This window comes from Ruegeria sp. MALMAid1280 (assembly GCF_049195285.1).
Classification (GTDB): Bacteria; Pseudomonadota; Alphaproteobacteria; order Rhodobacterales; family Rhodobacteraceae; genus Ruegeria.
This window is the reverse complement of the sequence record NZ_JBMIRT010000025.1, coordinates 1-23478: the sequence shown is the minus strand read 5'-3', so window position 1 is coordinate 23478 and position 23478 is coordinate 1. Positions and strand designations below refer to the sequence as shown.

The following is a 23478-nucleotide window of genomic DNA, read 5'->3' as shown; positions in this document are numbered from 1 at the left end:
CCCCTGAAAACTGGATCGTTTGCGGCTAGAGTTTTCCGCTAGATTTCCCTGGCTGGGAGAGGAGCGGAATCGCATGAAAGCATCGAAGTTCACGGAGGCGCAGAAGGCCTTCATCCTGAAGCAGGGCGAGCAAGGCACGCCGGTTCTACGAAAAATATGGTGCTCAGGCCGTTGGCGACGTGGACCTATTGCAAGTAGCTTTTTGATTTCAAGCCTACGTCACTCCTCCTGCATCTCACAACCTGCTAAGAACGTTCCGGAGCCCTCTTTGCGACGGGGACACGTGCCAAAGTTCAACCGCTTCGGTCACCGGGGCGGAGGACATGCGGCGCGGATGGTCTGGCAGAGGATTATGTTTGAGCGCCCCAGGGTCTGGCCCGGCCGGTGTCAACCGGCAGGCAGACCGACGGCCTTGCGACCCTCGTCGTTTTTCAATGAAAAATCCCCGCCGTCATGGACTCGGGCGGCGTCGGTGGTCAGCCAAGCGATGGCCTGGGCGACCCATTCGGCGGGGATGTGGGCGTCCCAATCCAAGCGGCTGACCGGGTTGATGCCCGACGATTTGATCGCGCGCTGCATGTCGGTTGCAACCGTGCCGGGGCTGAGGCCGATGACGTTCACGCCTTTGGGGCTTAGTTCCTTATGAGCGGTGCGTGTCAGGCTGAGAAGCGCGGCCTTGGTTGCGCAGTAATGTGACCAACCTTCGAGAGCGGAGGTCGCTGCCCCTGATGAGATGTTTATGACCAACCCACGGCCATTGGCGATCATGCCAGGCGCGACGGCGCGTAACATGTGAAAGGCTCCTTTGACATTCACATCAACCACCTTGCCCCATGCCAAAGGATCGGCGTCTTCGATCCGGGCGATAGGGTCGATCAAGCCTGCGTTGTTCAACAAGATGTCAACGCCTCCAAATTCCTCTTGCGTGCGGGCGACGGTTGCGCTGACTTGTGCCCAGTCCGCCACGTCGCATGATAATCCGATGGCCTGCGGTCCGATTTCGTTGGCGATTCTCGCCACGGCATCTTCGCTTCGTGCGGCAAGCACAACGTTCGCGCCAAGATTGGCGAGGTACCGGGCAGCAGCTTCCCCGATGCCGCGGCTCGCCCCTGTAATCAGGGCAGTCTTACCGGTCAGATCAATGTTTTGCGTCACTTTGTCTTCCTTTCGTGTATTCAATCTTGCAGGGTGGCGACGAAATGGCCGTGGAGCTGAACATTGGCCCCAACGGCCTCTTGTCCGACCCCGATATCGTACCGCAGACGGGGGATCGTCGCGGCGATCTGCGCTTCGCCGCGCCCGTTGTTCACCTTCAGTGTTCCTGTGAGAGTTAACGGTTGGGTGATGCCGCGCAGAGCAAGGCCACCATGTACGGTCAAAGTCCCTGTGTCTGGTGTCCAATCGAAGCCTTCTGCTTGGAAAACGGCCATTGGATAATCACCCACCGCCAACCAAGTGGCATTGCCAATGGCCTGGGCGCGCGGATCGTCCACATACACGCTGGTCATTGCAATCTCGACCCGAAGGCTGGCCGTTTCGGGCTGTGACTGGTCGAAGCGTGTCGTCGCGGTCCAATCCGAAAATCCACCAGTCACCGTCGCCCCGCCGATATCGATCACGAACTCCAGCGTGCTTTCGTTAGCCTTCATGATCCAACTCGGCTCGGCCGATGCAACCGATGTCGTCAAGACCAAAGCGGACAAGGCCGCGCACCCAAACGGAATGTTCATTGTCTTTTCTCCAGGTGCCGCAAGGGCGGCAGCATCGCGGTCAGCGTGCCGTCACGGTCAACAAGGTGGTGTTTCAAGGCGGCCGCCGCGTGCAACCCGGCAATTGCCAAGGGCGTGGAGCGCTGCCAGGATCTCTTCCCGTGCCACATTCGAGCCAAGCGGATGAGGCACGTTCACCAGACCGAACCACATCGTCGGCAGGCCGAGCGGTGACGAAGACACCATGAGCCAACCTGTCAATGGCATCGACAGCATCAGCGCATAAAGCACGATTTGTACCGTTCGGGCGACAAACCGTTCCAGCCGCGAGTGGTCGTGGCTGGGTGCGGTCAAGCCCAAGGTCAGCCGCAGACCCAAGCGCAGCACAATCAGCCAGAACAGTGTCAGCCCAACGGATTTGTGCAGTTGATAGGCCTGATACAGGGGGAAGCCGAACACCTTGATCGTGAAATCGCCGGTTGCGGCGGCCGTTTCCTCCACCGCAACCATGACAATACCCACCCCGATCATGACACTCAGCATCAGGGCAATGACCCAGTGCAACGCAATGAACCAGCCAGGCCATGTGTCTGATACAGGGCGCGGTTTCACTCGTTCGGCCCCTTGAAGCCTTCGACGCGGCCCCAGTGGCAAGGCACGTTGGTTTCCGGCGCGCCGTCGCATTGAATCAGGTCGAAGCGGGCGTCGAGAGTGACAGCAAAGCCGGTGGGCGACCCGATGAAGGCGATGAAATCCATGCCATGATCAAGGCGCATGACCTCACCGGTGACATGAAAGCCAACAACTTCAAGCTCGTCATAGTTGGGGATGAAATCGGGATAGTTGCGACGGTTCACCATCTCGAAATCCAGCTCGACTGGCGCCGTGACGCCGTGCAGGTCAAGATCGCCCATCAGCTTGCCCGTGGTCGGTGTCAGCATCTGAACCGCGGTAGAGGTGAACTTGATTTCTGGATATGTTTCCACATTCAGATAGTCCGCGTTGCGGATGTGGTTGTCGCGGCCGACATGGTTGCTGTCGACAGAGGCAGCATTGATCGTGAACGTGATTTGCGAATTGGCGGGCTCTGCCTCGTCGATCAGGAAGGTGCCGTCGAACTCGTTGAACCGGCCGACCGTGTTGGACATGTTCATGTGGTCGATTTCCCAGCCGATATAGGCGTGGCCGAGATCGAGGGTCCATTCGACGGGTTCGGCATGGACGGCGGTGCCCGCAAGGAGCGCGGTCGTCAGGAGAGTGCTGCGTAGCATAATGGTTTCCTTTCTAGGGATGGGCGCTTAAACGGCGCGGTCGTCGGGATGGATCCAGGCGAAGGGTTTGACGGGCTAGTCGAGCTCGGTATGCGCCAGAGCATTGGTGAAGTTACTGAGTAGCTTGGTGGCCAGTCCGGTTAGCACTTCGAGCGCCTGTCGCTTGTCGTATCCGGCGTCGAGGAAATGTTGCAGGGCGGCGTCGCCTACATGTCCACGTTTGTCGATCAGCTGCCGGGCAAAGCACCGCAATGCCTCAAGCTTGGGGTCGGCAATAGGCACGCCCTCGCGCAGAGCGTCGACGATGGCATCATCGGCCCCGATCATCTTCATCAGCATGGAATGCCCGCCGGTGCAGTAATGGCAGCGGTTCTCGTAATTTGCCGTCTGCATGACCACGTGCTGCTCTAGCGGAGTCAGCGTGGTCTCTTCGGCGAAGATGCGGAAGGTTTCCAGATAGGCCCGATAGGTGGCGGGCGCTTCGGCCATGATCTGGTGCAGCTTGGGGTGAAAGCCGTAAGCCTTGATCGAGGCGTCGATCAACGGACGGCTCTCACCGGGGATGGTGCCCTTGGAATGATAGGCGAATTCGGTCATGACGTTCTCCAGTGGGGTGGATAGGTGTCGGCCACGCCGGGCAGCGCATCCATGCGCGCCCGCCAGACGGCGAGTGCGGGGCGGGACGTGATGAGATCTGTCAGCGTTTCAGGCGGGTCGGCGTTCAGCGCGACACCGCGGCCGATCCAATAAAGTGCCGGGTAGAGCCAGATATCGCTGGCCATTCGGGCGGTGCCGCCAAGGTAATTGCTGGCCTCAAGCCGGACGCACCAGGCATCGGTTTCGGCCTCCAACGCGGTGATTGCTTCCTTTGGGATCGCCTCGCGGCGCATCAATCCAAGACCGACCTCTGACAGGTGCGGGTGCAGGTCCTCAATCAGCAGAGCCACATCCTGCCAGACGGAGGCAGCCTCCACCGCATTCTGTCCCCAAATCGGACGCGCGGGGAATGCGCGGTCGAGCCAACCCAGAATGGCCAGGCTTTCGCGGATCACCACGTCGCCCCAGACCAGCGTCGGTACCTGACCTTTGGGGTTCAGCGCGAGGTATTGGGCCTGACGGTTCTCGTCCTTTCCGGTGTCGAGCTTGCAGCTTTCGAAGGCCACGCCTTTCAAGGTCAGCGCCAACATCACGCGCCAGGCGGGCGTGCTGCCAGAGATCCAGAAAAGGGTGGGACGTTCGGTCATCTCAACCCCCTAAATGCACGTTGATCTGGTTCAGCGCTTCGGCCATGCTGGCCTCGACCGCAGCGGCATCGGCAGTGGTGCCCTCTACCGCAAAGCTTTCGACTGATGTCACACCCATGAAATTGAGCAGCAGTGTCAGGTACGGCCGCATATAGTCGTAGCTTTCCAGCGGCCCGCCGGATGCATAGCCACCCGCCCCATAGGCATAGGCGACATAGACGGGCCGGTCGGCGACCAGCCCTCGGAACTGGCCGTCCTCAAAGGCAAAGGTCTGGGTGATCCGCATGACGTGATCGATCCAGGCCTTGAGCGCGGAAGGAATGGAGAAGTTATAGATCGGAGCAGAAATGACCACCGTATCCGCGGATTTGAGCTCGGCGATCAGTTGATCGGACAGCGCAAGCGCCGCGGTGAGTTCGTCGGTCAGTTGCTCGGGCGGGGTGTAGAAACCGGTGATGGTGTCATTGGCGATATGCGGCAGTGGCCTCGCGGCCAGATCGCGGGTGATGATCTCGGCGCCGGGCTGTTGGGTCTCAAGCTGTCCGACGATCCGGTCTGCCAGTTCCCGACTGCGCGAGCCGCCGGAAACCGGGCGGGCTGAGCTGTCGATACGTAGGATACGTGTCATGTCGGGCTTTCCATGATTTGTTTAGCCAATACTCGTTCATGTAAGACTTGCGAAAAAGGTAGGTTACTGACAATCTATCATGCGAATTCTGCATGAATGTGAGCGGCGATGGACAGCGAACTTCTCAGAACAGCGCTTCTCGTTGCGCGCGCGGGTTCCTTTGCCGCCGTCGCGCGCCAAACCGGTGTGGACCCTTCTTCGGTGTCCCGGCAGGTCGCCGCTCTGGAGGAAGCACTAGGCATCCTGATCTTCGAACGAACGACCCGGCGGCTCGACGCGACCGAAGCCGGACGGCTCTATCTCGACAGGGCAGCATCTGCTCTTGATGCGATGGACGAAGCAGCAGACGCAGCCCGTGACGTGATGTCCGATCCTTCGGGGCTGTTGCGCGTGACCTCTTCGGTCGCTTTTGGGGAGCGCTGGTTGATCCCGCGCGTAGCCCACTTTCGCTCCGCCTTTCCGCGCATCGATCTGGATCTGATCCTGACAGATGCGGTTGCCGATTTGGCAGGCGAAAGCATTGATGTCGCTCTTCGCCTTGGACCACGCCCTGAAACTGGCGCAATGGTGGCGGCAAAGCTGTTTGACACGCCCTATCGCGTGGTGGCCTCACCCGACTATCTGGCGCGGTCCGGTCGGCCGGAAAGCCCCGCGGAGCTGGCCCGGCATGACGGGCTCATGTTTCGCCTGCCCGCGTTCCGCAATCCGTGGCATTTCCGCTCTGCGCGAGGCGAAGAGACCGTCGACGCCATGCCCCGGCGGGCCTTGACCATTTCCAACGCCCTGGCACTGCGCCGGGCGGCGCTGGCCGGGATGGGGGTAGCGCTGATGGCGGATTGGACCGTAGCTGATGATCTCAAGTCCGGAGAGCTGCTCAACCTCTTCCCCAACTACGAGGTCAGCGCCGGCCAGTTCGACAGCGCTGCCTGGATCGTGTATCTGTCCAAAGCCTATGTCCCTATGCGCCTACGGGCCTTCATCGACCACCTGAAGGCATAAATGCACATTCCGGGCTTCTCGGACAGCTGTTCCAACGGCACATGCATGGTATTCCGGGGAGGGCAGGCATAACCCGTGCGGGATGCTGAGCGTTTGATTCAACATCCCAGTGTGGGAAAAGTGCCGATGATCGGGGTAGCCTCGGGGCCGTGTTTTGCCGGCTACGTGGCGCTTTTGGGCTGTTGCGATGTCGTCATTGCGACTGAGGACGCCGACATCGGCATGGCAGGCCCCGCCATGATCGAAGGCGGCGGATTAGGGCGGTTCCGCCCCGAACAGATTGGCCCGATTGAGGTGCGAACCGAAAATGGCGTTGTTGTTATGCACGGCGCCGATGAAACCGAGGCTTGCGCGATAGCCCGGAAATACCTTGGCTATGGCCAGGGCTACCTGACCGATTGGACCGCCCCCGACACACGGCATCTGCGCGCTGTCATCCCCGAGAACCGCAAACAGGTATATGGCATCCGCTCTGTTTTGGACGGGTTGGCCGATACCGATAGCGTTCTGGAACTACGACTAACCTAAAACGTTGGCATTATCACTGCGATGCTACGCATCGAGAGGCTAGCATATGGGGTGATCGCCATCAATTCCACCCATCTTGGAGGTGCCATTGATGGCGGTGCGGCACTTAAGGCCGCGCAGTTTATGGGGCAGTGCGATGCGCTTGGCCTGCCGATCATTTCGCTGTGTGACACGCCCGGTTTCCTGGTTGGCCCAGAGGCCGAAGAAACCGGGCTGGTGCGCAAAGTTAGTCAAATGTTCCTGGCCGCCGCCAAATTGCAGGTGCTGGTCTTTGGGGTGGTCCTGCGCAAGGGCTACGGTCTTGGGGCAATGGCGATGGTTGGGGTCAGCTTTCATGAAAACGCTTTTACGATTGCATGGCCGACTGGTGAATTCGGTGCCATCGGGTTTAGGGCGCGGTGCGGCTGGGCTTTAGAAAAGAGCTGGAAGCGGTGAGCGACCCAGATGAACAAAAGGCCCTGTTTGAGACATTGCTTGGAAAAAAGTATGCCACAGGCAAAGTCAGTTCTATCGCGGCCGGGATTTAGATCGACCCAGTGATTGAGCCTGTTGAAACCCGGCGCTGGATCAGTAACAGCGCCAGGGGGTTTTGTGCACCCAGCTAGCAACTGTATTTCTCAGGGGGTCTGAGCCGACCAGTTTTGCCGAGATTTGAGGAGTGCGTTTGCGATTGTGACGAGCTTTCTAGCGACTGCCGTGATGATGACTTTGTGTGGCTTGCCCGCGTCACGCAAACGATCTGCGAAGATCTTGAGATGCGGATTGTGATGACTCGCGACGAGAGCAGCGTGGAACATGACGTGTCGTACCTGTCGCCGTCCGCCACCAATGGCGCGCTTGCCGCGCATCGCACCGCTGTCGTGAGCAATGGGAGCCAGGCCCGTGAGCGCAGCAGCTTGTTCTCCCGAGAGTTGGCCCAGTTCTGGCATTTCCGCGATGCCCTCGCCCTAATGTGCGAAACGAAGTCCCATCGTCCTATTGCAAGGTCAAGAGCTCCAGATCGAGGTGGAAATAGTCGTTCAGTTCGCGGTTTGATGCTCGTCCGAAAGGGACCTAGAAGTTAGATAAACGGGCAAGGTCTCTGACGTGCAGTGAGTGAGTGAAAAAGTGCCTAAATCACGAACTAAGCGCTCCCGAAGGTGCCGGTTGTCTGACGTCAGCGCCAATGGGACAGTTTAGGGTAATTTGATAAGAGAGATACGGTCATCGGGCCGATTCACCACAATTGTGGTGGTGATTTGAAGCTCAGAGGAGATGACCATGACTTATTACGTAGGACTTGATGTTTCAGTCGAGAGCACGGCAATTTGCGTGATCGACGAAGCCGGTAGCATCCATCGAGAGTTTTCGGCACCAAGCCATCCCGATGACCTTGCAATAGTGCTTGGTCCATTTTCCAGTGACATCGGTGGAATAGCCCTCGAAGCAGGCCCTATGTCGGCCTTCCTTGCAGATGGCCTGAAGAGGAAGGGTCTGGACAGCGTTCTGATGGAGACGCGTCGAGTACATGCGGCATTGTCTGCGATCCCGAACAAGACTGACCGACGTGACGCCCGCGGCATCGCAGAGTTGCTTCGCATGGGTTGGTTTCAGCCAGTTCATTTGAAGACCCCCACCGCACGGGATCTGCGGTTGATGCTGTCGGCACGAGATAGTCTGGGGCGTCGTGTCCGGGAGCTCGACAATTCGGTTCGAGGCCTTCTCCGCGGATTTGGCTTGAGAATTCCGACAGGAACGCGAGGCCGGTTTTGTGATCTGGTTCGCGATCTGATCGCGGATAACCCGGTTCTGGAGGCGGCAATCCTCCCGCTCCTGTCAGCGCGTGATGCGATGGCAGAAGAATTCGCTGAATTGGACAAGCAGGTTCGAGATCAGTCTCGCAACGATGAGGTCTGTCGTCGTCTTATGACAATTCCCGGTGTCGGCGCCATAGCTGCAATGACCTTCCGTGCCGCTATCGATGACCCCAAACGTTTTCGTTCGTCAAAATCAGTGGGTGCCTGCTTTGGCCTGACGCCACGACGATATCAATCCGGAGAAACGGATCGAGTCACATCAATTACCAAGGACGGTGATGCCAGTGTGAGAGCAGTGCTTTATGAAGCAGCGCATGTGATGCTTGTGAGAACCACCCGATGGACTCCGCTGAAGGCATGGGCGATGCGTGTTGCCGCCCGACGTGGTGCAAAGCGCGCCAAGATTGCCCTTGCGAGGAAACTGGCCGTCATTATGCACCGGATGTGGACGGACGGCACGGAATTCAGAACCGTCTGAAAGGCAACGAGTACCAACTCTTCCGCAAGGAAGGCGCCCCTGAAAGGACGTGGCGCGGGAAAAGCCGACAGAAACCCTGGCAAAAAACAAACGCCGCTAGAGAGATGGGCTTTCCCCCGTCAGAGCCGACCGCATCATGTGAGTGCATTACGCAGATCACGGACAGAAGCATGCACTTTCAGGCGCTATATCCTTGCAAAACCGAGCCCGATTACATAAGGGTTTCTGACACATCGTGACCGCCTAGGAGTGGAGATGAGACAGAAAACCGGAACCAAGCGGAGCCACGGCGAGAAGGTTGTCAAAGACATCCGTCGGGCGATCTCAGGCAGCAGATCGAGGCCTTCGTCGATCACTACAATCTCCGGCGCTGTCACGAGAGCCTGCAGAACCTCACGCCCGCTGATGTCTACTTCGGGCGCGGTGAAGCCATTCTGAAACAACGAGAAAGGATCAAACGAAAGACCATCGAAACGCGGCGCTTGCTTCACCGCAAATACGCCGCATAATCTGTAAAACACATGACTTGATCTGACGTTTCTGCTCTTTTGGAGCGCAAGCAAGGAGTGTCGAACAATGACAAGCATTCAGGAAAAGATCATCAAACCGCAGCTTGGCCTGCTGGAATTGGCCAAGCAACCCGACAGCGTTTCACAGGCCTGCAAAGTGATGGGTTATTCGCGGGACAGCTTCTACCGGTTCAAGGAACTGTATGAACAAGGCGGTGAAGAAGCCCTGATGGATCTCAGCCGCAAGAAGCCCATCCTGAAGAACCGGGTGCCGGAGCATGTTGAGAGGGCGGTCATCGAGCTGGCCATCGAAAACCCGGCCCTGGGCCAGAAGCGCGCTTCATGAGAGCTCCTGCAGAAGGGCATCATGGTGTCCTCGTCCGGCGTGCGGTCGATCTGGCTCAGGAAAGACCTTGAGACGATGAAGAAGCGATTGAAGGCACTGGAGGCCCGTGGTGCCCAGCATGGCATCCTGCAGAACGAGGAACAGATGGCGGCGCTGGAAAAGGCGAAGCAACAGAAGGAGGCGCATGGCGAGATCGAGAGCCACCATCCACGCGGAAACCGCAGAACTCGCCATCGACCGGCTGGCGATCATAGTGCTGCAGGCCGGCACACCGCTGACCTTCGCCGAGGTGCGGGAATACATACGGAAATCCATTGATGTGATCGTCCAGCTCGGGCGGGCTAAGGGGAAGCGGGGGATTGCGGAGTTCTATCTGCCAGGGCGGTGACCACGTTCAACTGAATTGAGCCGCGAGGCGGACCGTAGCAAGGCTACTGCTGACACGAAACGTGCTCGCCAGTAGTGCATATCTGTTGCTTTGATACAGAATGTTTCTCTGTACCGGCTGCCCCGAGACCCAAACCAACTTTTCCGAGACTGCACTTACGCCACAGTTACGCCGAGACCTCTGCTGAGTAGAATCCTGTGTATCGCTACCAATGAAGCCACGGCTTCACTGCACGACCCGGATTGAGAGATACATGCCCAGAACAAGCAACGGAAACATTATCGCCATTCGAAAAGCCTGCTCTGATAGCATGCCACATGCGCAGACAGCGCCGGTTCCGCCATTTCCCGTACCCTTCAGATCGCCAGCACAGCCACCGGTTTTACCGATGGTAAAGAGTTGGGGCGCAAAAAATTTAGAATCTCTGTCACACTATCGCTGGTCGAACGCTCCTAATTAATATGTGCCGGGATTGGCCCGGTGCAGAGATTCAAGGACGACATCCATGCAAACCCACGACGTTCAATCTGTCAGCATCGCCAAACCTGTGTCGCAGGTCTTTGACTATATTTCCAATCCAGCGCATCTGCCCGAATGGACCAACGCCTTTCGTACGGCCGACGGCACATCCGCAGAGCTTGTCACCCCAAACGGCGCGGTTCCGATTCAACTGGAAACCCGTGCCTTTGCCGATCAGGGAACGATCGACTGGATCATGACATTTCCCGATGGTTCGACCGGAGCGGCCTATTCCCGTGTGACCGAAGATGCCGATAATAAGGCCATCTATTCTTTTGTGCTTATGGCACCACCCGTACCTCTTGAAATGCTGGAAGGTGCCCTGGATGAACAGAAGAAGACCCTAGCCAATGAACTTGTGAAGCTTAAGGCTAAACTGGAGTCATGATCCATTTGGACTCCAAGACGGTAAAGGCGGCGCGGCACGGAGATCGTGCCGCACTTGCTGATGTTGTGAAGGCGGTTGAAAGGCCGGTCTTTGGATTAGCGATCAGGATGCTTGCAGACCGGTTCGCCGCAGAGGATGCGACACAGGAAATCCTTGTGAAGATCATCACCCATCTGGGCACGTTGCGGGATGATGCCGCGGCCGGAGGCTGGGCGCTTAAGCTCGCCACCCGCCATCTTGTCGCGACGCGCAAACGCAGCCGAATCGAGACGATGCGGCTGAGTTTTCGGGACTTTACCTCAGACCTTGAATCGGGGCTGGTGGACGTGGACGAAGCCCATCTGGACAATGCCGTGACCGCCATTGCGATTGAAGAAATCAAGATTGGCTGCACGCTCGCCATGCTGACCTGTCTGAAGCGGAGCCTTCGGATTGCGTATATTCTGGGGGACATTTTTGAAATGTCAGACAGGGAGGCGGCGGACGCGCTGCAAATTTCTTCGTCTGCGTTCCGGCAGCGGCTTCACCGGGCGCGGGTAGATGTGACCCAGTTTCTTCAATCCTCGTGCGGGCATGTTTCCCAGAACGCGGCCTGTCGCTGTGAAAACCGGCTAGCGGCAGCGCAGTCCAGTGGACGGATCACTCCCGGCACTCGGACCTATGATCTGGACACGCCGCCTGTCGATATCCGCGAGCTGCGCATCCATGTGCGCCGTCTGGAGGAGGGTCGGCGCGCAGCGGCACTAATGCGATCCAATCCGGCTTTCCCAACCAAGGTCGGCGCACTTGTTCTGGAGGCGTTGAAATAACCTTTACGCTGGCGCGAGTCATGTTTCTTTGGCGCGGTGAGCTACTCCCCATCAGTTGGACAGGTTTAGGTGTAAGTTAAACTACTCTCTGCTCCCGCTAGCCGCTTTCGATCTTGTTGAAGTAGACCACAGCGGGCGACTGCCCGCCATGGGCAGCGTGAGGCCGCTGATGGTTGTAGAAGCTGATCCGCTTCGCGACACCAGCCTTGGCCTGCGGGCCTGTCTCCAAAGCTTGCAGGTAGACGCATTCATGCTTCATAGAGCGCCACGGGCGTTCGATGAAGATGTTGTCGAGGCAGCGCCCTTTGCCGACCATCGAGATCCGGAAGCCAATTCGTTTCAAGCAGTCGGTCTGGGCGAAGGACGTGAACTGAAACACCTGGACGCCCTTCTAAGATTTAAACCACCCGAGAACTGGCGCCAATCGTATGACAATCCGTATTCATGATCTCGGGCGGGCCGAAGCGGTGGACCGCCTCGCACAAGGCCTCGACGCAGAAGTCCGCCTCCAGGGTGTTCGAGATGCGCCAGGCCAGGACCTTCCGCGTGAACCAATCCATGATGCGACCAGGTAGAGGAAGCCCCTGCACATTGGCAAATTGGTGATGTCTGCACACCAGACCTGGTTGGGCTGCTCGATGCATAATCACCGCTCAAGTTCCGATAGCAAAAAGACTCTCTGACTGTACAAGATTACCACGCGAAAACGGCCTCAACTGACCGCCGCAGATGCAAGTTCAACCAAGTCATGCGCCGCCAGCGCGGGCCGCGGCTCGCTTGCGGGCCAGAATTTTCCCGAGCGCAAGATCAACCCAACCCGGAGCCCATAGCCACGCGCCCCTACGACATCCCACCAGTTGGAAGACACGAACAGGGTTTTTGATTTCGAACTGTCGGAGAATTCCGTTCCAACATCATATGAGGCGGGGTCGGGCTTGTAGCTGCCACTTTGCGTGACAGAGAGCACTGCATCCAGATGGTCGCCAAACTGCGCTGCATCAACCGCCTGTTTCAACGAGCGCAACTCCCCGTTCGACAGAATACCTGTACGCCAACCTGCAGCCTGGAAGACTTGCAGACAGGCAATTGCATCGGAGTAAGCCGAGACCGTTCGAAACCCTTCTTCCAGAGCGGCAACCAACGCGTCATTTTCGATCCCTTCACTGGCCAGCGCGTCCAGAAACGCGGTCTTGGTGCAGGTATCAAACGGGAGACGCTTGCCCCGGAGCACGGAAAGCCATGCATATTCCAGCTGAAGTGTCCGCCAGCGATCGAACACGACCCCTGCCCGATCACCAAGCAGCGCATTGGCCGGCGCCAGAGCAGTTTCAAGATCAAAGAGCGTTCCATAAGCATCAAACAGAACGGTAGGCATTGCACAGGTCCTTTACGAAACCGGCCGCTATGTCCGGCCAGGAGTAAAAAAGGCAGCCACCCTCCAGTGGCCGCCCATAGCTTCAACCAAACGCCGCGCCATGTTTTACAGCGTCGAACTCGTTGACCAACGGAAAGTCATGATCCGGATCGGCAACATGGCGAACATATTGGATCAGGGTATACTGACCAATGACGCCGATCGTTTCGAGAAGCGCCTTGTCGGAAAACCCGGCTGCGCGCGCCATCTCAAGCACGGGGGCTGGCACCTGACCGCGGTTGCGCACAACCGCGTCAGTGTATTCTAACAAAGCCCGGGTTTCGGCATCGTCTGCCTCTGCTGATAAGGCTTTGAGCAGTTCGTTTTGCGTGGCCCCCTGGGCCATGCCGACCTTCATGTGCACGTTGACGCAATAATCACAGTGGTTCAGGGCCGAAACCAGCATTGCGACCAGTTCGATCTGGCGGCCCGTCAGTTCTGCCCCGTCATTCAAATGCCCGTTCAGGGCAAGAAAGCCCTTGAGCAGATTGGGGGCGTTACCAGCCACGCGGAAGAGGTTGATGACGCCGCCAAACTGACGGGCCGCTTCATCGAAAGCTTCTTTGGTAGCCCCGCTCGCCTTTTTCGGGTCGATTTGAAGCATGTTTGGCATTTTGTAGTTCCTTTTGCTGCTTGTCAACTGACCGGTCAGTCAACTCTCTGGGTTAAAGATGTTCCCGCCGAAAACGGGCGTTTGATGTCAAGTATTGGCCTTCAAATGGGCAATAGCCCCTGACGCCATCAGGGTAATCTTGTTCGGATCGTTCATAGTCTTGGCCAAAAGCAACCCCCCCTGAATAAGAGCAACAACCACTTCTGCGGCTTGGCGCTTATCTACCTCTGGAAGAACCTTGGTGCCGATCAGTTCTGCAACGACAGAAGCGATAGGACGGCACCACTGCGCAATCGAAGCACGAATGGCTGCTCTTATCTTTTCATCAGCACCGCCCAATTCTAGCGTCATGTTTCCAACAAGACAGCCCTGTGCGTAACCGTGTTTCACCTTCCAAGCATCATTGGCAACTTTTGGCACATCAAACAGTGCGACCAATTTCGCTTCGGGCGAGATATCCGAGTTCGCAATGCGTTCAAATTGTTCGGAAATTTCCGCCGAATACTCCTCTATCACTTGAACCAGAAGATCTGCCTTAGATGGGAAAAAGTGATAAAATGTCCCTTTGTTCACCGATGCCGCTGAACAAAGTTCATTGGTACCAACGGCAGAGTACCCCTTCTCCAAGAATAGCTGTGTTGCTTTTTCGAGCAAATTGTCGCGAGTTGTCGTCATATGTTCGATTACTAGCACAACTGACCAGTCAGTCAAGAAAACAAATGGCGCCCTGCTTGCGACTACTGGGGCTTGAGCTGAACAGCGCCCTCATACAAAATTAACTTCGTTCTCTGGCGCGCCGATTGAGGACCAACACTTTCCCTTTCACGTTTGCGCAAAATTCTTCTTCGATATGCCTACTCGCCCAGCAATTCTTCAATAGAATCCCCTCGCGAAGCAAACACTGTCTCCCATTCCTTCAGCACATCCGCTTCCCGCTCAAGCATCTCTGGTTTTGGCAGCCCACGCCCGGCCTCCATCGCCATCACGCTCATCACCCGCGCTTCGCGCCGCTGCGAACGATCCCGGACTAGTGCGCGTTCGGCTGGTTTGAAAGTCTCATCCGCGCCGGTCTCGTCACCACCGTCGCCACCCCAAGGCCCCACCCCCTGCACACTCGGCGGGTACGGGAACGGCTTGCCCTCCTGGCGGGCGAGCATGTCCTTGAAGAAGAGGTCGTCGTAATACTTGATCCGGCTCGCCTTGATCGGATGCTGGGGCGAGGCGAGAGTGATGACCTCATCTGCGTCCATGAGGCGGGCTTCGGTTTCGGAAAGCAGCGGTCGTTCTTCCAGCCGCGGCGGAGACCTCCTTCACCGTACACTGGTCACAGCAAGGTGTACACCGAGTGGCAACGGTCAGAGCCGCGGTCTTGAACGGAAGACTTGGCGAAGGGCAGCTTCGCGCGGCTTGATCCCCAGATTCTTTCGACTACTGTGCCAAAGTAGGCCACGTGAAGTATTCCCACTTCACCACGGTCAGCTGCTCGGGTTCGATCAACCGCGTAAGTAGACTGCTTCAAAGTCCGTTGAGCTTCCTCAAAAAAGACGCGCCCGGAATCTGTTAGCTCTACGCCTTTGGCAATCCGGACCAGCAAGGTCGTACCAAGCTCACACTCAAGTGCTTGAATTTGTCGGGTGATTGGGGTTGCGAAATGTTCAGGCGAAGAGCGGCACGAAATTTCGTAACGAGATTTCGGACGACGATTAGTTTCGAGCTGATCAAACAGCGCGCAACTGTAGAAGATAGTAACTCCAAAAAGCGGATAACTGGTGCAGTTCCAGTAATGTTGTGTGTTCCGAGCTAAGTTCCGCGCAAATCCCAATAGCGGCGCTGCACAATCATATTATGAACGAGCAGCTGGGCTACTGAGACTAGTGGTCATCTGCGGCATTCTAGGGCACTTGATGCGCTCGAAACCCAGTTCAGATTTGGCATGCGCGTGCGTGGTCATACTTGCGGTAACTCGAGAGAAACGGCGCTGTCTGCAGTGGCCCGCACGATGGAGCTGCGGACCTACCTGGAAAACAATCGCACGGCGACTGTCGATTATGGTCGTCTACGTCGACACCGGAAAGCAGTCTCGACGTCATGGGCCGAAGGTCTGGTCAACGACATCGCGAACTCACGCATGGGCAAGAAGCGCCGGATGCGTTGGTCCCCACAAGGCGCATATCGGGTGGCGGCAGTAAGGGTCGCATTCTTGGATGAACGGCTTGGCGAAGGTCATCTTCGAGCCGCTTGATCCCCAAATACCTTCCACACCCCCGATCATGACGCCCTGCGCGATTTTTGGATGGCGATCCCCGGTCTCATTTCCGGTCCCACCCAGGGTCACATTTTGCATGATCGAGACGCCGTCATCGATCACTACGGTTTCACCGATCACGACACCGGAACCATGATCGATAAGGACGCCACGTCCAATCCGCGCCGCAGGGTGAATATCGGGCCCAAGGACAACCGAGACGCGGTTCGCCAGCCACGAGGCAAGCTGAGTTCGGCCATCATTCCAAAGCTGATGTGAGATCCGATGCGCTTGGAGCGCCTGAAACCCTTTGTAGTTTAGCAACGCGTGAAGAAAGCTGGCACATGCCGGGTCCCGTGCGCAAACCGCTTCGAAGTCGGAGACGACCGCGTTTGTAATCGAAGGATTTGCCAGCAGCAGCTCGGCAAACATATCCGCCAGGATGTCGTGCTCGAACCCGAGGGTTTGCAATATGGTCGAAAGCTGACATGCCAACAATTGCTCCAGGGAGCTTGCCTCGGCGAGGTGCGCAAGCAGGTTGTGCATGACCGGCTCCTCCGACTTCATGTGGTCAACTTCGGCCAAAAGAAACCTGTACATCGCTTGGCGTGAATGCCCGTTTGCCTTTTCCACTTTCATTCAGCTGCTTCTTCGAACAATGCAGTTCTGCATTGGCCAGATGTTCCTTTCAGAAAGTCTCGACATGTGGACGCAACTCGATTTCATAAGTCCATGCGCTTTTGTGTTGCCGGGATAGCTCAAGATATGTTCGGGCAATCTGATCAGGGTGCAGAGTGGTTTCGGGGTCATCGTAGGGATTGCCGCGTTCCGGCCGAAGGATCACCCCGTCGATAACAACGTGCACCACATGGATATTCTGCGGTGCAAGTTCACGGGACAGGCTTTGGCACAGTCCGCGCAATGCGAATTTTCCCATCGCGAAGGGAGCAGATTGCGCAAAACCTTTGATACCTGCCGATGCGCCGGTGAACAGCATCGTGCCGCTGCCACGCGGGATCATCCTCCGGGCCGCCTCTTGCGCAACGACCAGCGCGCCCCACCCGTTAACCGACAGTGTCGAGCGTACTGCGTTCAGATCCAGGTCGGCAATAGGACCACGGGTGTAAGCCCCGGCGTTGTACACGACCAAATTCGGTGCTCCCAGCTCCGCGTCGATCTGGCGAAACAGGTCTTCAACACTCTGAGCGTCGGATACATCGCACACAAAGTGCCTTGTCCCTGTCTCAGAGCAAAGAGGCTCAAGGCCAGCCGCATGTCTGGAAGCCACGGCAACGTCGTAACCCACCTGTGCGAAAGTTCTTGCCAGCGATGCCCCGAGGCCGGGACCGGCTCCTACAATCAACGCGACCTTACTCATGGAACTGTTTCCACGAAACGGGCGAGGTTGCTGACATTTTCGTCACCTCGACAGGAGTGCTCAGCCATTCCTCATATTGCTGGAAGACTTTCCTGGTGTAGTCCTTGGAATAATGCTCGTTCAGGGCATCCTCGTCTTCGAAACACTCAAACAGGTTCAGCGTGTTGCTTGCAGTTTTACTTTCGAAAGCGGAAAAAACATGGCAGCCAGGCTCCTGCAGCGTTGCCGGAATAATGCCTTCGAGAGCCAGTTTTGCCTGTTGAAAATATTCCGGCTTTGTCTGAATTGTCGCGATGAGGAACAGCTTGTTTTTCGTGTCGGCCATTCAGACCTCCCCCATGTAAACCGGCTTGAGACCCTTGACGAGTTCAGCCTGAAGCGGTGCGACCGCGTCATTGACAGCCGTGACGCCCATGTCGTGACCAACCTGTGTCCGGATCGGGCGCGGTGCGGGCATGTCGACAAGATCTGCGATGCGCTCAGCGACGTTGTTGGCATCCGTGCTGGCGTCCCCCTGATCGAACATTCCCTGAAACATGCCGAGCAACCGCTCCCGGCCCATGGCAAAATCGCCGTATTCCTGAACCCTCGTGGTGTCACTCGGCGCCGGAGAGGTCACCACCAACTCGGTCCCGTGGCCGCTTGGCTCGATCAGGATTGACTCGATGCCGAACGGTTCCAACTCGTAGTGCAATGCTTCGCAATAGGCCTCCATGGCCCATTTGCTGGAACAGTAAAGGCCGAAGAATGGCATGCCGAAACGCCCAGCGGCCGAGCTCAGACTGATGATCAGCCCCGCGTTTCTCGGGCGCATATAGCTCAGAACCGCCCGGTTCATGCGCATGATGCCATATAGGTTGACGTCGAACAGATCCTTGGTCTGATCCAGCGAGAAAGCTTCGGTCAGTCCCACGGGCATCACGCCAGCGTTGTTGATCAGCACGTCAACGGAGTGCTTGATCTCGATCTGGCCCACGGCTGCGTCGCAGGCGGCCTCATCCGTCACATCCAGCTCAATAGGCTCAATGCTGCCTGCGACATCCTGGGAAAATTCAGTCAAGGCCTCGGCGGCCTCCTTGTTGCGCCCGTTCATATCGCGCATGGCCGCGTAAACCCGGTGCCCCTGTGTCGCCAACATCTTGGCGGTTCGCAGCCCAATTCCTCGGCTGGCCCCTGTAATCAGGATTGTCTGTGACGTCCTCATGGTTTCGTTTCCTCTGTTTTGAAGATCGTGTGCATGAAAAGTGCCAGCGGTTTGTCGTTCCCGCTGGCCTTCATCCGGGTAAGCGCTCCGCTCCAGGCGTTGAGCAGCCAATCAGCGGCCTCGTCCGGGGTCAGGTGCTGCAATCCGATGTCGGACAGATCAGCCTGGTCCAGACACTTGCTCAATTCAGCGACAAGGGCGGTCCAATGCGCGTCCAGCTCTGTCTGGAAATTCGGTCGCTCGTCGGCCAGTTCGGTGGAAAGGTTGCACATCAGGCAACCCTGCGCGAATTGACGGCTCTTCATGTCTTCCCGCGCACCTTCGAAGAACGAACGAAGCCGTTCCACCGGAGGTCGCGTGATATCATCCAGGCAATTTCTGGCGTATTCGACTTGTCGTTGGTGATAGCGACGGGCGACTTCGATCCCGAACGCCTCCTTGGAGTCGAAATAGTGGTAGAACGACCCTTTTGGGACACCGGCCGTTGTCAGGATCTCGTTAATCCCGCTTTCGCCGTAGCTTTTCGACCGCATTGCATGCTCACCCGCGTTGAGCAGCTTTTCCCGGTTTGAGGCAAGAGCTTCGCGGTTTTGAGGGCGCGCCATGAGTGGTTCCTAACTGTGATTCCCGTTATTATTAGACCAGTCTCTTATTTATGCGAATTGACAATTAGTCACGAACGCGTGAGCGCAAGTGTTCCCGAGTATAGCCCAGAACAAGCTCGGACAGAAATACGGTCCTTTCGCATCGGAAAGCGTCTCCCGACCGTCTAAAGAGCAGACTGTTCGGCGTGTGTTTCCACCCAAATGGAAAGGCTGAGCGCGACAGAATGCGGCTGTCCCGTGAGATTTGGACAGCTAAAAACCAGTCGAATGAAAACTCGGCATGGAGCTCTTCCAAGGTCAAACGCGGTCAAACAGATTTATTGACTTCTTGCCAATTTGCCACCGCGCAGATTACCCTCGTAATCTAATTGTGTTGGGAAATCGCGATCACATTGTGTCGATTGCAACATTGGAAGGTATACAGATGCGCGTCAGCAAGGAAATCGCACAGAAGAACCGCGACAATGTCGTGAACACGGCATCGCAACTGTTTCGTGAACACGGCGTCGACGCTGTTGGAATCGGCCCCTTGATGAAACAGGCCGGTCTGACCAATGGCGCGTTCTACAAGCAGTTTGACAGCAAGGACGCGTTGGTACTGGAAGCGGTCGATCATGCCCTCAAACAGAACCGGGCCGCGTGGCGCGAAACACTGGAATCCGATTCGCTTGATGCGCTTGCTGATTTCAAGAAGTGGTACCTGTCGCAAGACCATATAGAGCACAGGGACCTTGGGTGTACCTATTCGACGCTGGCATGCGAAGCACCACGTCGTGGCGAGCGCAATCAAACACTCTTTGCCGTAGCCGTCGAAAAGTCTCTGGAATTGCTAAACAAACATACACCGATGGAACGACCCGAACAGGTAAAGACCCTCTGCGGCCTCGTGGGAGCTCTAACCCTGGCGCGGGCGGTCGGGGATTGCGGTTTGAGGGAAGAAATCGTTGCAGCCATGACTGAAGGGGCAATCGCTTCGAATGGTTGATTGAGTGCTTTGTTGCGGGTCTCCTTTCATTGTTTGGACATTTCAGACTTCGCTGTAAAAACGAGCGCGGCTGCCTTTGGGGCATGTGCTATCACCTTTGGCAGCCCAAATTTCCTGACAATCAATATCATAAACCTACGTGGCGGTGGGCGCGGGATGGAGGCAAGTGCGCCAGACAATGATATAATAAACCTCCAGCCCAAACCCCTCGCCGAAACTGCCACCGAGGAATGCGGAGATGTGCAATTTCCGAACAGTTGCGTAGTTTCGTGGCTAGTTTAGCGAGTTAACAGCAAGAACCGATCGTGCAGTGCGCAGCATTTGGTAATGTGTCTGCAAAAGGTATGAGTCACACCTGCTGAAGTCGTGCTATCGCTTTGATCTCCAGAAAGAGATCTGGAAGCGCCAGGTTCACAACACCGACAGCAGTCCAGTTTGGAAACGGAGCCTTTGGGAATACTTTCTGCTTTGCAGCGGCAAAGTCATCAAAATATTCGTACATATTGACATGAAAGCTCGTGACATCGACGATATCGTCAAACCCGCAACCGGCCGCGTTAAGCACCTCGCCCAGGTTGGCAAAAGCCACGTCAAACTGCTCGGATGGCATTCGAATTGGTGCTCCGACTTCGTCCGTACCTACTTGGCCTGATACGAACAAAAACCCCCCGCTTTTGACCGCCGCCGAGTATCCAAATTTTTCATAACTCGCCTGTCCTTTGTTCGGAAAGATAACATCGCGCATCGCATTTCCCATTTCTATACAGTTGCATCGCAAACGTTTCTATGCGACTGTATAGTAACAGTCAATGGGAGCAAACATGGCGCGGCCAAAGTCCTATGATCGAGCAGACGCCATCGAGAAGGCCTGCTATGCTTTTTGGGAGCACGGCTACCAGGCATTAGGGGTGCGTGAACTGGAACGCCTAGCCAATATCAATCAATTTGCCATTCGGTCAGATTTTGGGGGCAAGGAAGGCCTTTTTTTGGAGGCGCTCGCATACTACGCAGAATCCGCCACTTCAATCGCGATGGCTCCGATGAAGAGCGGTGGCATCTCGTCTGTCATTGGTTTTCTGGAAGGACTGGTTACACTTGGTTCCGCGACTTCAAGTGCGTTCGGTTGCCTGATCGTGAATACCGGCATCGAAAACACACGGGTAAAAAGCCCGCGGCTGAAAGAAGCAGTCGAGACCTATTGGATGACGCTCGAAAAACACTTTCGGCACGCACTGGAAAACGAAGCGATGGCGCAAAACGGCGGTTCAAATATTTCTCCAGAAAAACTCTCCAAGGCCTTAATTCCGGCGGTTATGGGGATTCATGCAAAAAACCGATTGGACGGGGATCAAACTGCAGGTCGACCCCTTGTCGATCTGCTTTGCACGACCCTTCGGAACCTCAAATCATGAAACGAATGACATCTGAGTTCTTGGCAGTTGACGGGCTTGATGGTGTCTACATTGCACGTGCGAGAAATTTGAATTGCTTCGCGCTGCGCCTCAGACATGGAGGGCTGTGTCTTTACAACCCGATCAGGGGCATCTCCGACGCTGTCAGCAAGCAACTCAATGACTTGGGCGGAGTATCGGTCATCCTTGCACCAAATCACTATCATAACATGGGGTTGCTAGAGCATGCCAAAGCGTTTCCACGGGCGGCCATCGTTTGTTCCGCAGCAGCTGAGCCTCGACTGCGGAAAGTCACTGAGCTGAATTTTGAACCGGTCGAAAAGCTAAAAGCGTATCTGGCGAAAAATCATGAAATTTTGGAACCGGAAGGCCTGAAAACTGGAGAAGTCTGGGTGCAGATTTCCGAATCTGTAACGAACTGGATCGTAGCCGATGCTTTCAGCTCAGAGTTACGCTCACTCGGGGTTATTGAAGAAACCGCTACCTTACTCCGGACCTTTCCGAAATTCGGTGTCAAGGATGCGGACAATTATAAACATTGGGTGCTGGACCTGATGGAAAGTTCAAGCCCAACACGCCTTCTCTCTTGCCATGGCTCCCCTGTAGTGACGCCCGGCCTCAAGGAACAATTGTCTGCATTGTTGAACTCCCTGAACAAATGAGAAGAATGCTTGGATTAGAAATGGCAATATCCAGGGCTTCCTTTCGCACATCCTTGCAGCATCACAAGAACTGACCTGCCCCCCGCTGGTCCCTCGTTCATAACGAGAGTCTGTGGGTTTGTGTTCTGCTCCCCAACATTGGACCGCTGGAAGCTGGATTTTTCCGGTTCTGTCACGATGACGGGCTGGTGACGCCATCGGGATAATGCATGGCAATCGGGACGTTGTACCCGATTGCACTATGGGGCCTGTCCTCATTGTAGTGTCTGCGCCAATCCTCCAATTTTTCGCGAGCATCTGCAAGGCTCATGAACCAGTGGGCATTCAAACACTCCGCCCTCAGCTTGCTGTTGAACGCCTCAATGAAGCCATTGTCCGTGGGCTTGCCTGGCCGCGAGAAGTCCAACGTGACGTCGTTGGTATAGGCCCAGAGATCGAGGTCACGAGAGATGAATTCGCTGCCGTTGTCGACCCTGATCGTTCTCGGATAGCCGATCTTTCCACAGATCCGTTCGAGCGTCTGCACGACATCTTCGCCCCGATAGGTGAAGCGTGGATCGACCGCCGGGCAGAGACGGGAATGCGTATCGACGATGCTCAGAATACGCAGCTTCTTACCAAGGGCGAGCTGGTCGTGCACAAAATCCATCGCCCAGACATCGTTTGGCCCGACCGCTTCCCGGCGATCCTCCCGCAGCTTTGCCTTCACCCGGCGCTTCGGGTGCTTGTTCCTGAGCTGCAAGCCCAACTCGTTGTAAATCCTGCGGGTCTTCTTCATGTTAATCGCCCATCCCTCCCGTCGCAGAAGAACGTGAACACGCCGATAGCCATAGCGCACACGCGTCTCCGCGATCTCCTTGATCCGTCTCTCGACGGCAGCCTGGTCCGTCCGCCGGGACTTGTAGTGGTAGGTGGAGGTGTCGAAGCAGATGGCCCCACAGGCCTTCCGGATCGACACGCCCCAGTCGACGCACATCCCGGTGACAATCTCGCGCAAACGGCCAGGCTTCAGAGCTTTCGCCGAATGACATCCTGCAACATCTCGCGGTCCAGAGTGAGGTCGGCCACGATCTTCTTCAGCCGGGCATTCTCGTCCTCAAGCGCCTTCAGCCGGCGCATCTCGTCCGGCAACAAGCCGCCGTACTTCTTCTTCCAATTGAAGTAGGTCGCCTGACTGATCCCAGCCTTGCGACAGATCTCCGCGACGGGCGTGCCTTGCTCGCCCTGCTTCAGGATGAAGGCCTTCTGCGCCTCCGTGAACTTCGATGCTTTCATGCGATTCCGCTCCTCTCCCAGCCAGGGAAATCTAGCGGAAAACTCTAGCCGCAAACGATCCAGTTTTCAGGGG

The 23478-nt window shown here is 56.6% G+C and carries 26 protein-coding genes and 7 pseudogenes; 12 read left to right on the top strand and 21 right to left on the bottom strand.

From position 1 onward, the window contains the following. Positions 1 to 387: 387 nt before the first annotated feature. From ACOQFT_RS00535 to ACOQFT_RS00505, 7 genes are all read right to left on the bottom strand, one after another. Positions 388 to 1155 (bottom strand): SDR family oxidoreductase, encoded by a 768-nt coding sequence (locus ACOQFT_RS00535; RefSeq protein ID WP_421596125.1) that lies wholly within the window; start codon positions 1153 to 1155, stop codon positions 388 to 390. A 20-nt stretch (positions 1156 to 1175) separates the two neighbouring features. Then, a complete protein-coding gene (locus ACOQFT_RS00530; RefSeq protein WP_421596124.1) occupies positions 1176 to 1730 on the bottom strand; it encodes a YceI family protein in 555 nt (184 codons plus the stop codon). Between the two features lie 57 nt (positions 1731 to 1787). After that, a complete protein-coding gene (locus ACOQFT_RS00525) occupies positions 1788 to 2321 on the bottom strand; it encodes a cytochrome b (protein ID WP_421596123.1) in 534 nt (177 codons plus the stop codon). Then, positions 2318 to 2980 carry a YceI family protein gene (locus ACOQFT_RS00520; RefSeq protein WP_421596122.1) on the bottom strand — a complete coding sequence of 221 codons (663 nt, stop codon included), beginning with the start codon at positions 2978 to 2980 and terminating at the stop codon, positions 2318 to 2320. The genes ACOQFT_RS00525 and ACOQFT_RS00520 overlap by 4 nt, the downstream gene beginning before the upstream one ends. A gap of 75 nt (positions 2981 to 3055) precedes the next feature. Further along, the gene (locus tag ACOQFT_RS00515; RefSeq protein WP_421596121.1) at positions 3056 to 3577 is read right to left on the bottom strand and encodes a carboxymuconolactone decarboxylase family protein; all 522 of its coding nucleotides are present in this window, start codon (positions 3575 to 3577) and stop codon (positions 3056 to 3058) included. After that, positions 3574 to 4224 carry a glutathione S-transferase family protein gene (locus ACOQFT_RS00510; protein WP_421596120.1) on the bottom strand — a complete coding sequence of 217 codons (651 nt, stop codon included), beginning with the start codon at positions 4222 to 4224 and terminating at the stop codon, positions 3574 to 3576. The genes ACOQFT_RS00515 and ACOQFT_RS00510 overlap by 4 nt, the downstream gene beginning before the upstream one ends. A 1-nt stretch (position 4225) precedes the next feature. Next, the gene (locus tag ACOQFT_RS00505) at positions 4226 to 4852 is read right to left on the bottom strand and encodes an FMN-dependent NADH-azoreductase (RefSeq protein ID WP_421596119.1); all 627 of its coding nucleotides are present in this window, start codon (positions 4850 to 4852) and stop codon (positions 4226 to 4228) included. A 108-nt stretch (positions 4853 to 4960) separates the two neighbouring features. On the opposite strand from ACOQFT_RS00505, the gene ACOQFT_RS00500 reads away from it, so the two are divergent. Both ACOQFT_RS00500 and ACOQFT_RS00495 read left to right on the top strand, forming a co-directional pair. After that, the gene (locus ACOQFT_RS00500) at positions 4961 to 5851 is read left to right on the top strand and encodes a LysR family transcriptional regulator (RefSeq protein ID WP_421596118.1); all 891 of its coding nucleotides are present in this window, start codon (positions 4961 to 4963) and stop codon (positions 5849 to 5851) included. A gap of 126 nt (positions 5852 to 5977) precedes the next feature. Continuing rightward, positions 5978 to 6814, top strand: a pseudogene (locus ACOQFT_RS00495) (carboxyl transferase domain-containing protein). A 182-nt stretch (positions 6815 to 6996) separates the two neighbouring features. Here the strand turns inward: ACOQFT_RS00495 and ACOQFT_RS00490 are convergent. After that, positions 6997 to 7308, bottom strand: a complete 312-nt coding sequence (locus ACOQFT_RS00490; protein ID WP_421596117.1) for a transposase — start codon at positions 7306 to 7308, stop codon at positions 6997 to 6999. Between the two features lie 331 nt (positions 7309 to 7639). Here ACOQFT_RS00490 and ACOQFT_RS00485 point away from each other — a divergent pair, with 331 nt between their 5' ends. The 6 genes and pseudogenes from ACOQFT_RS00485 (at position 7640) to ACOQFT_RS00460 (ending at position 11612) form a co-directional block, all read left to right on the top strand. Then, a complete protein-coding gene (locus ACOQFT_RS00485) occupies positions 7640 to 8653 on the top strand; it encodes an IS110 family transposase (protein ID WP_421596116.1) in 1014 nt (337 codons plus the stop codon). 317 nt (positions 8654 to 8970) lie between these two features. Beyond that, positions 8971 to 9162, top strand: a pseudogene (locus ACOQFT_RS00480) (integrase core domain-containing protein); the annotation flags it as partial. Between the two features lie 67 nt (positions 9163 to 9229). Then, a pseudogene (locus ACOQFT_RS00475) lies at positions 9230 to 9718 on the top strand (helix-turn-helix domain-containing protein); the annotation flags it as partial. Beyond that, positions 9702 to 9896: pseudogene (locus ACOQFT_RS00470) on the top strand (type II secretion system protein E); the annotation flags it as partial. The pseudogenes ACOQFT_RS00475 and ACOQFT_RS00470, both read left to right, overlap by 17 nt. 505 nt (positions 9897 to 10401) lie before the next feature. Next, positions 10402 to 10803, top strand: coding sequence for an SRPBCC family protein (locus ACOQFT_RS00465; protein WP_421596115.1), 402 nt, complete (start codon positions 10402 to 10404; stop codon positions 10801 to 10803). Next, positions 10800 to 11612, top strand: a complete 813-nt coding sequence (locus tag ACOQFT_RS00460; protein WP_421596114.1) for an RNA polymerase sigma factor — start codon at positions 10800 to 10802, stop codon at positions 11610 to 11612. The genes ACOQFT_RS00465 and ACOQFT_RS00460 overlap by 4 nt, the downstream gene beginning before the upstream one ends. A gap of 121 nt (positions 11613 to 11733) precedes the next feature. Here ACOQFT_RS00460 and ACOQFT_RS00455 read toward each other — a convergent pair. The 6 genes and pseudogenes from ACOQFT_RS00455 to ACOQFT_RS00430 all read right to left on the bottom strand — a co-directional run. Further along, positions 11734 to 12252: pseudogene (locus ACOQFT_RS00455) on the bottom strand (transposase); the annotation flags it as partial. Between the two features lie 72 nt (positions 12253 to 12324). Continuing rightward, the gene (locus ACOQFT_RS00450; RefSeq protein WP_421596113.1) at positions 12325 to 12987 is read right to left on the bottom strand and encodes a haloacid dehalogenase type II; all 663 of its coding nucleotides are present in this window, start codon (positions 12985 to 12987) and stop codon (positions 12325 to 12327) included. 82 nt (positions 12988 to 13069) lie between these two features. Further along, positions 13070 to 13639 (bottom strand): carboxymuconolactone decarboxylase family protein, encoded by a 570-nt coding sequence (locus tag ACOQFT_RS00445; RefSeq protein ID WP_421596112.1) that lies wholly within the window; start codon positions 13637 to 13639, stop codon positions 13070 to 13072. Positions 13640 to 13726: 87 nt separating this feature from the next. Then, positions 13727 to 14350, bottom strand: coding sequence for a TetR/AcrR family transcriptional regulator (locus tag ACOQFT_RS00440; protein ID WP_421596111.1), 624 nt, complete (start codon positions 14348 to 14350; stop codon positions 13727 to 13729). Between the two features lie 143 nt (positions 14351 to 14493). Beyond that, positions 14494 to 14916, bottom strand: a complete 423-nt coding sequence (locus ACOQFT_RS00435; protein WP_421596126.1) for a type IV secretory system conjugative DNA transfer family protein — start codon at positions 14914 to 14916, stop codon at positions 14494 to 14496. Positions 14917 to 15197: 281 nt separating this feature from the next. Beyond that, a pseudogene (locus ACOQFT_RS00430) lies at positions 15198 to 15461 on the bottom strand (helix-turn-helix domain-containing protein); the annotation flags it as partial. A gap of 57 nt (positions 15462 to 15518) precedes the next feature. Here ACOQFT_RS00430 and ACOQFT_RS00425 point away from each other — a divergent pair. Beyond that, positions 15519 to 15881 (top strand): annotated as a pseudogene (locus tag ACOQFT_RS00425) (ISKra4 family transposase); the annotation flags it as partial. Here ACOQFT_RS00425 and ACOQFT_RS00420 read toward each other — a convergent pair. The 5 genes from ACOQFT_RS00420 to ACOQFT_RS00400 are packed head-to-tail and all read right to left on the bottom strand — an operon-like array spanning position 15762 to position 19071. Continuing rightward, a complete protein-coding gene (locus ACOQFT_RS00420) occupies positions 15762 to 16523 on the bottom strand; it encodes a serine O-acetyltransferase (RefSeq protein ID WP_421596110.1) in 762 nt (253 codons plus the stop codon). The pseudogene ACOQFT_RS00425 and the gene ACOQFT_RS00420 sit on opposite strands and share 120 nt — an antisense overlap. A 49-nt stretch (positions 16524 to 16572) precedes the next feature. After that, on the bottom strand, positions 16573 to 17262 hold the full coding sequence (locus ACOQFT_RS00415; RefSeq protein ID WP_421596109.1) for an SDR family NAD(P)-dependent oxidoreductase: 690 nt from the start codon (positions 17260 to 17262) through the stop codon (positions 16573 to 16575). Beyond that, the gene (locus tag ACOQFT_RS00410; RefSeq protein ID WP_421596108.1) at positions 17255 to 17587 is read right to left on the bottom strand and encodes a putative quinol monooxygenase; all 333 of its coding nucleotides are present in this window, start codon (positions 17585 to 17587) and stop codon (positions 17255 to 17257) included. The genes ACOQFT_RS00415 and ACOQFT_RS00410 overlap by 8 nt, the downstream gene beginning before the upstream one ends. Continuing rightward, positions 17588 to 18466: an SDR family oxidoreductase gene (locus ACOQFT_RS00405; RefSeq protein ID WP_421596107.1), complete on the bottom strand. Its 879-nt coding sequence runs from the start codon at positions 18464 to 18466 to the stop codon at positions 17588 to 17590. After that, positions 18463 to 19071, bottom strand: coding sequence for a TetR/AcrR family transcriptional regulator (locus ACOQFT_RS00400; RefSeq protein ID WP_421596106.1), 609 nt, complete (start codon positions 19069 to 19071; stop codon positions 18463 to 18465). The genes ACOQFT_RS00405 and ACOQFT_RS00400 overlap by 4 nt, the downstream gene beginning before the upstream one ends. Before the next feature lie 424 nt (positions 19072 to 19495). Between ACOQFT_RS00400 and ACOQFT_RS00395 the strand changes: the two genes are divergently transcribed. Beyond that, positions 19496 to 20056 carry a TetR/AcrR family transcriptional regulator gene (locus tag ACOQFT_RS00395; RefSeq protein WP_421596105.1) on the top strand — a complete coding sequence of 187 codons (561 nt, stop codon included), beginning with the start codon at positions 19496 to 19498 and terminating at the stop codon, positions 20054 to 20056. 349 nt (positions 20057 to 20405) lie between these two features. On the opposite strand, the gene ACOQFT_RS00390 is transcribed toward ACOQFT_RS00395, so the two are convergent. Further along, complete coding sequence (locus tag ACOQFT_RS00390) at positions 20406 to 20801, bottom strand: RidA family protein (protein ID WP_421596104.1); 396 nt, start codon at positions 20799 to 20801, stop codon at positions 20406 to 20408. 76 nt (positions 20802 to 20877) lie between these two features. On the opposite strand from ACOQFT_RS00390, the gene ACOQFT_RS00385 reads away from it, so the two are divergent. Continuing rightward, on the top strand, positions 20878 to 21468 hold the full coding sequence (locus tag ACOQFT_RS00385) for a TetR/AcrR family transcriptional regulator (protein WP_421596103.1): 591 nt from the start codon (positions 20878 to 20880) through the stop codon (positions 21466 to 21468). Continuing rightward, positions 21465 to 22130 carry a hypothetical protein gene (locus ACOQFT_RS00380; protein WP_421596102.1) on the top strand — a complete coding sequence of 222 codons (666 nt, stop codon included), beginning with the start codon at positions 21465 to 21467 and terminating at the stop codon, positions 22128 to 22130. Before ACOQFT_RS00385 ends, ACOQFT_RS00380 begins: the two co-directional genes overlap by 4 nt. Positions 22131 to 22302: 172 nt before the next feature. On the opposite strand, the gene ACOQFT_RS00375 is transcribed toward ACOQFT_RS00380, so the two are convergent. Then, a protein-coding gene (locus ACOQFT_RS00375; protein WP_421596100.1) for an IS3 family transposase occupies positions 22303 to 23405 on the bottom strand; the annotation gives its coding sequence in 2 pieces (ribosomal slippage) (positions 22303 to 23144 and positions 23144 to 23405; 1104 coding nt in all). Positions 23406 to 23478: the final 73 nt, after the last annotated feature.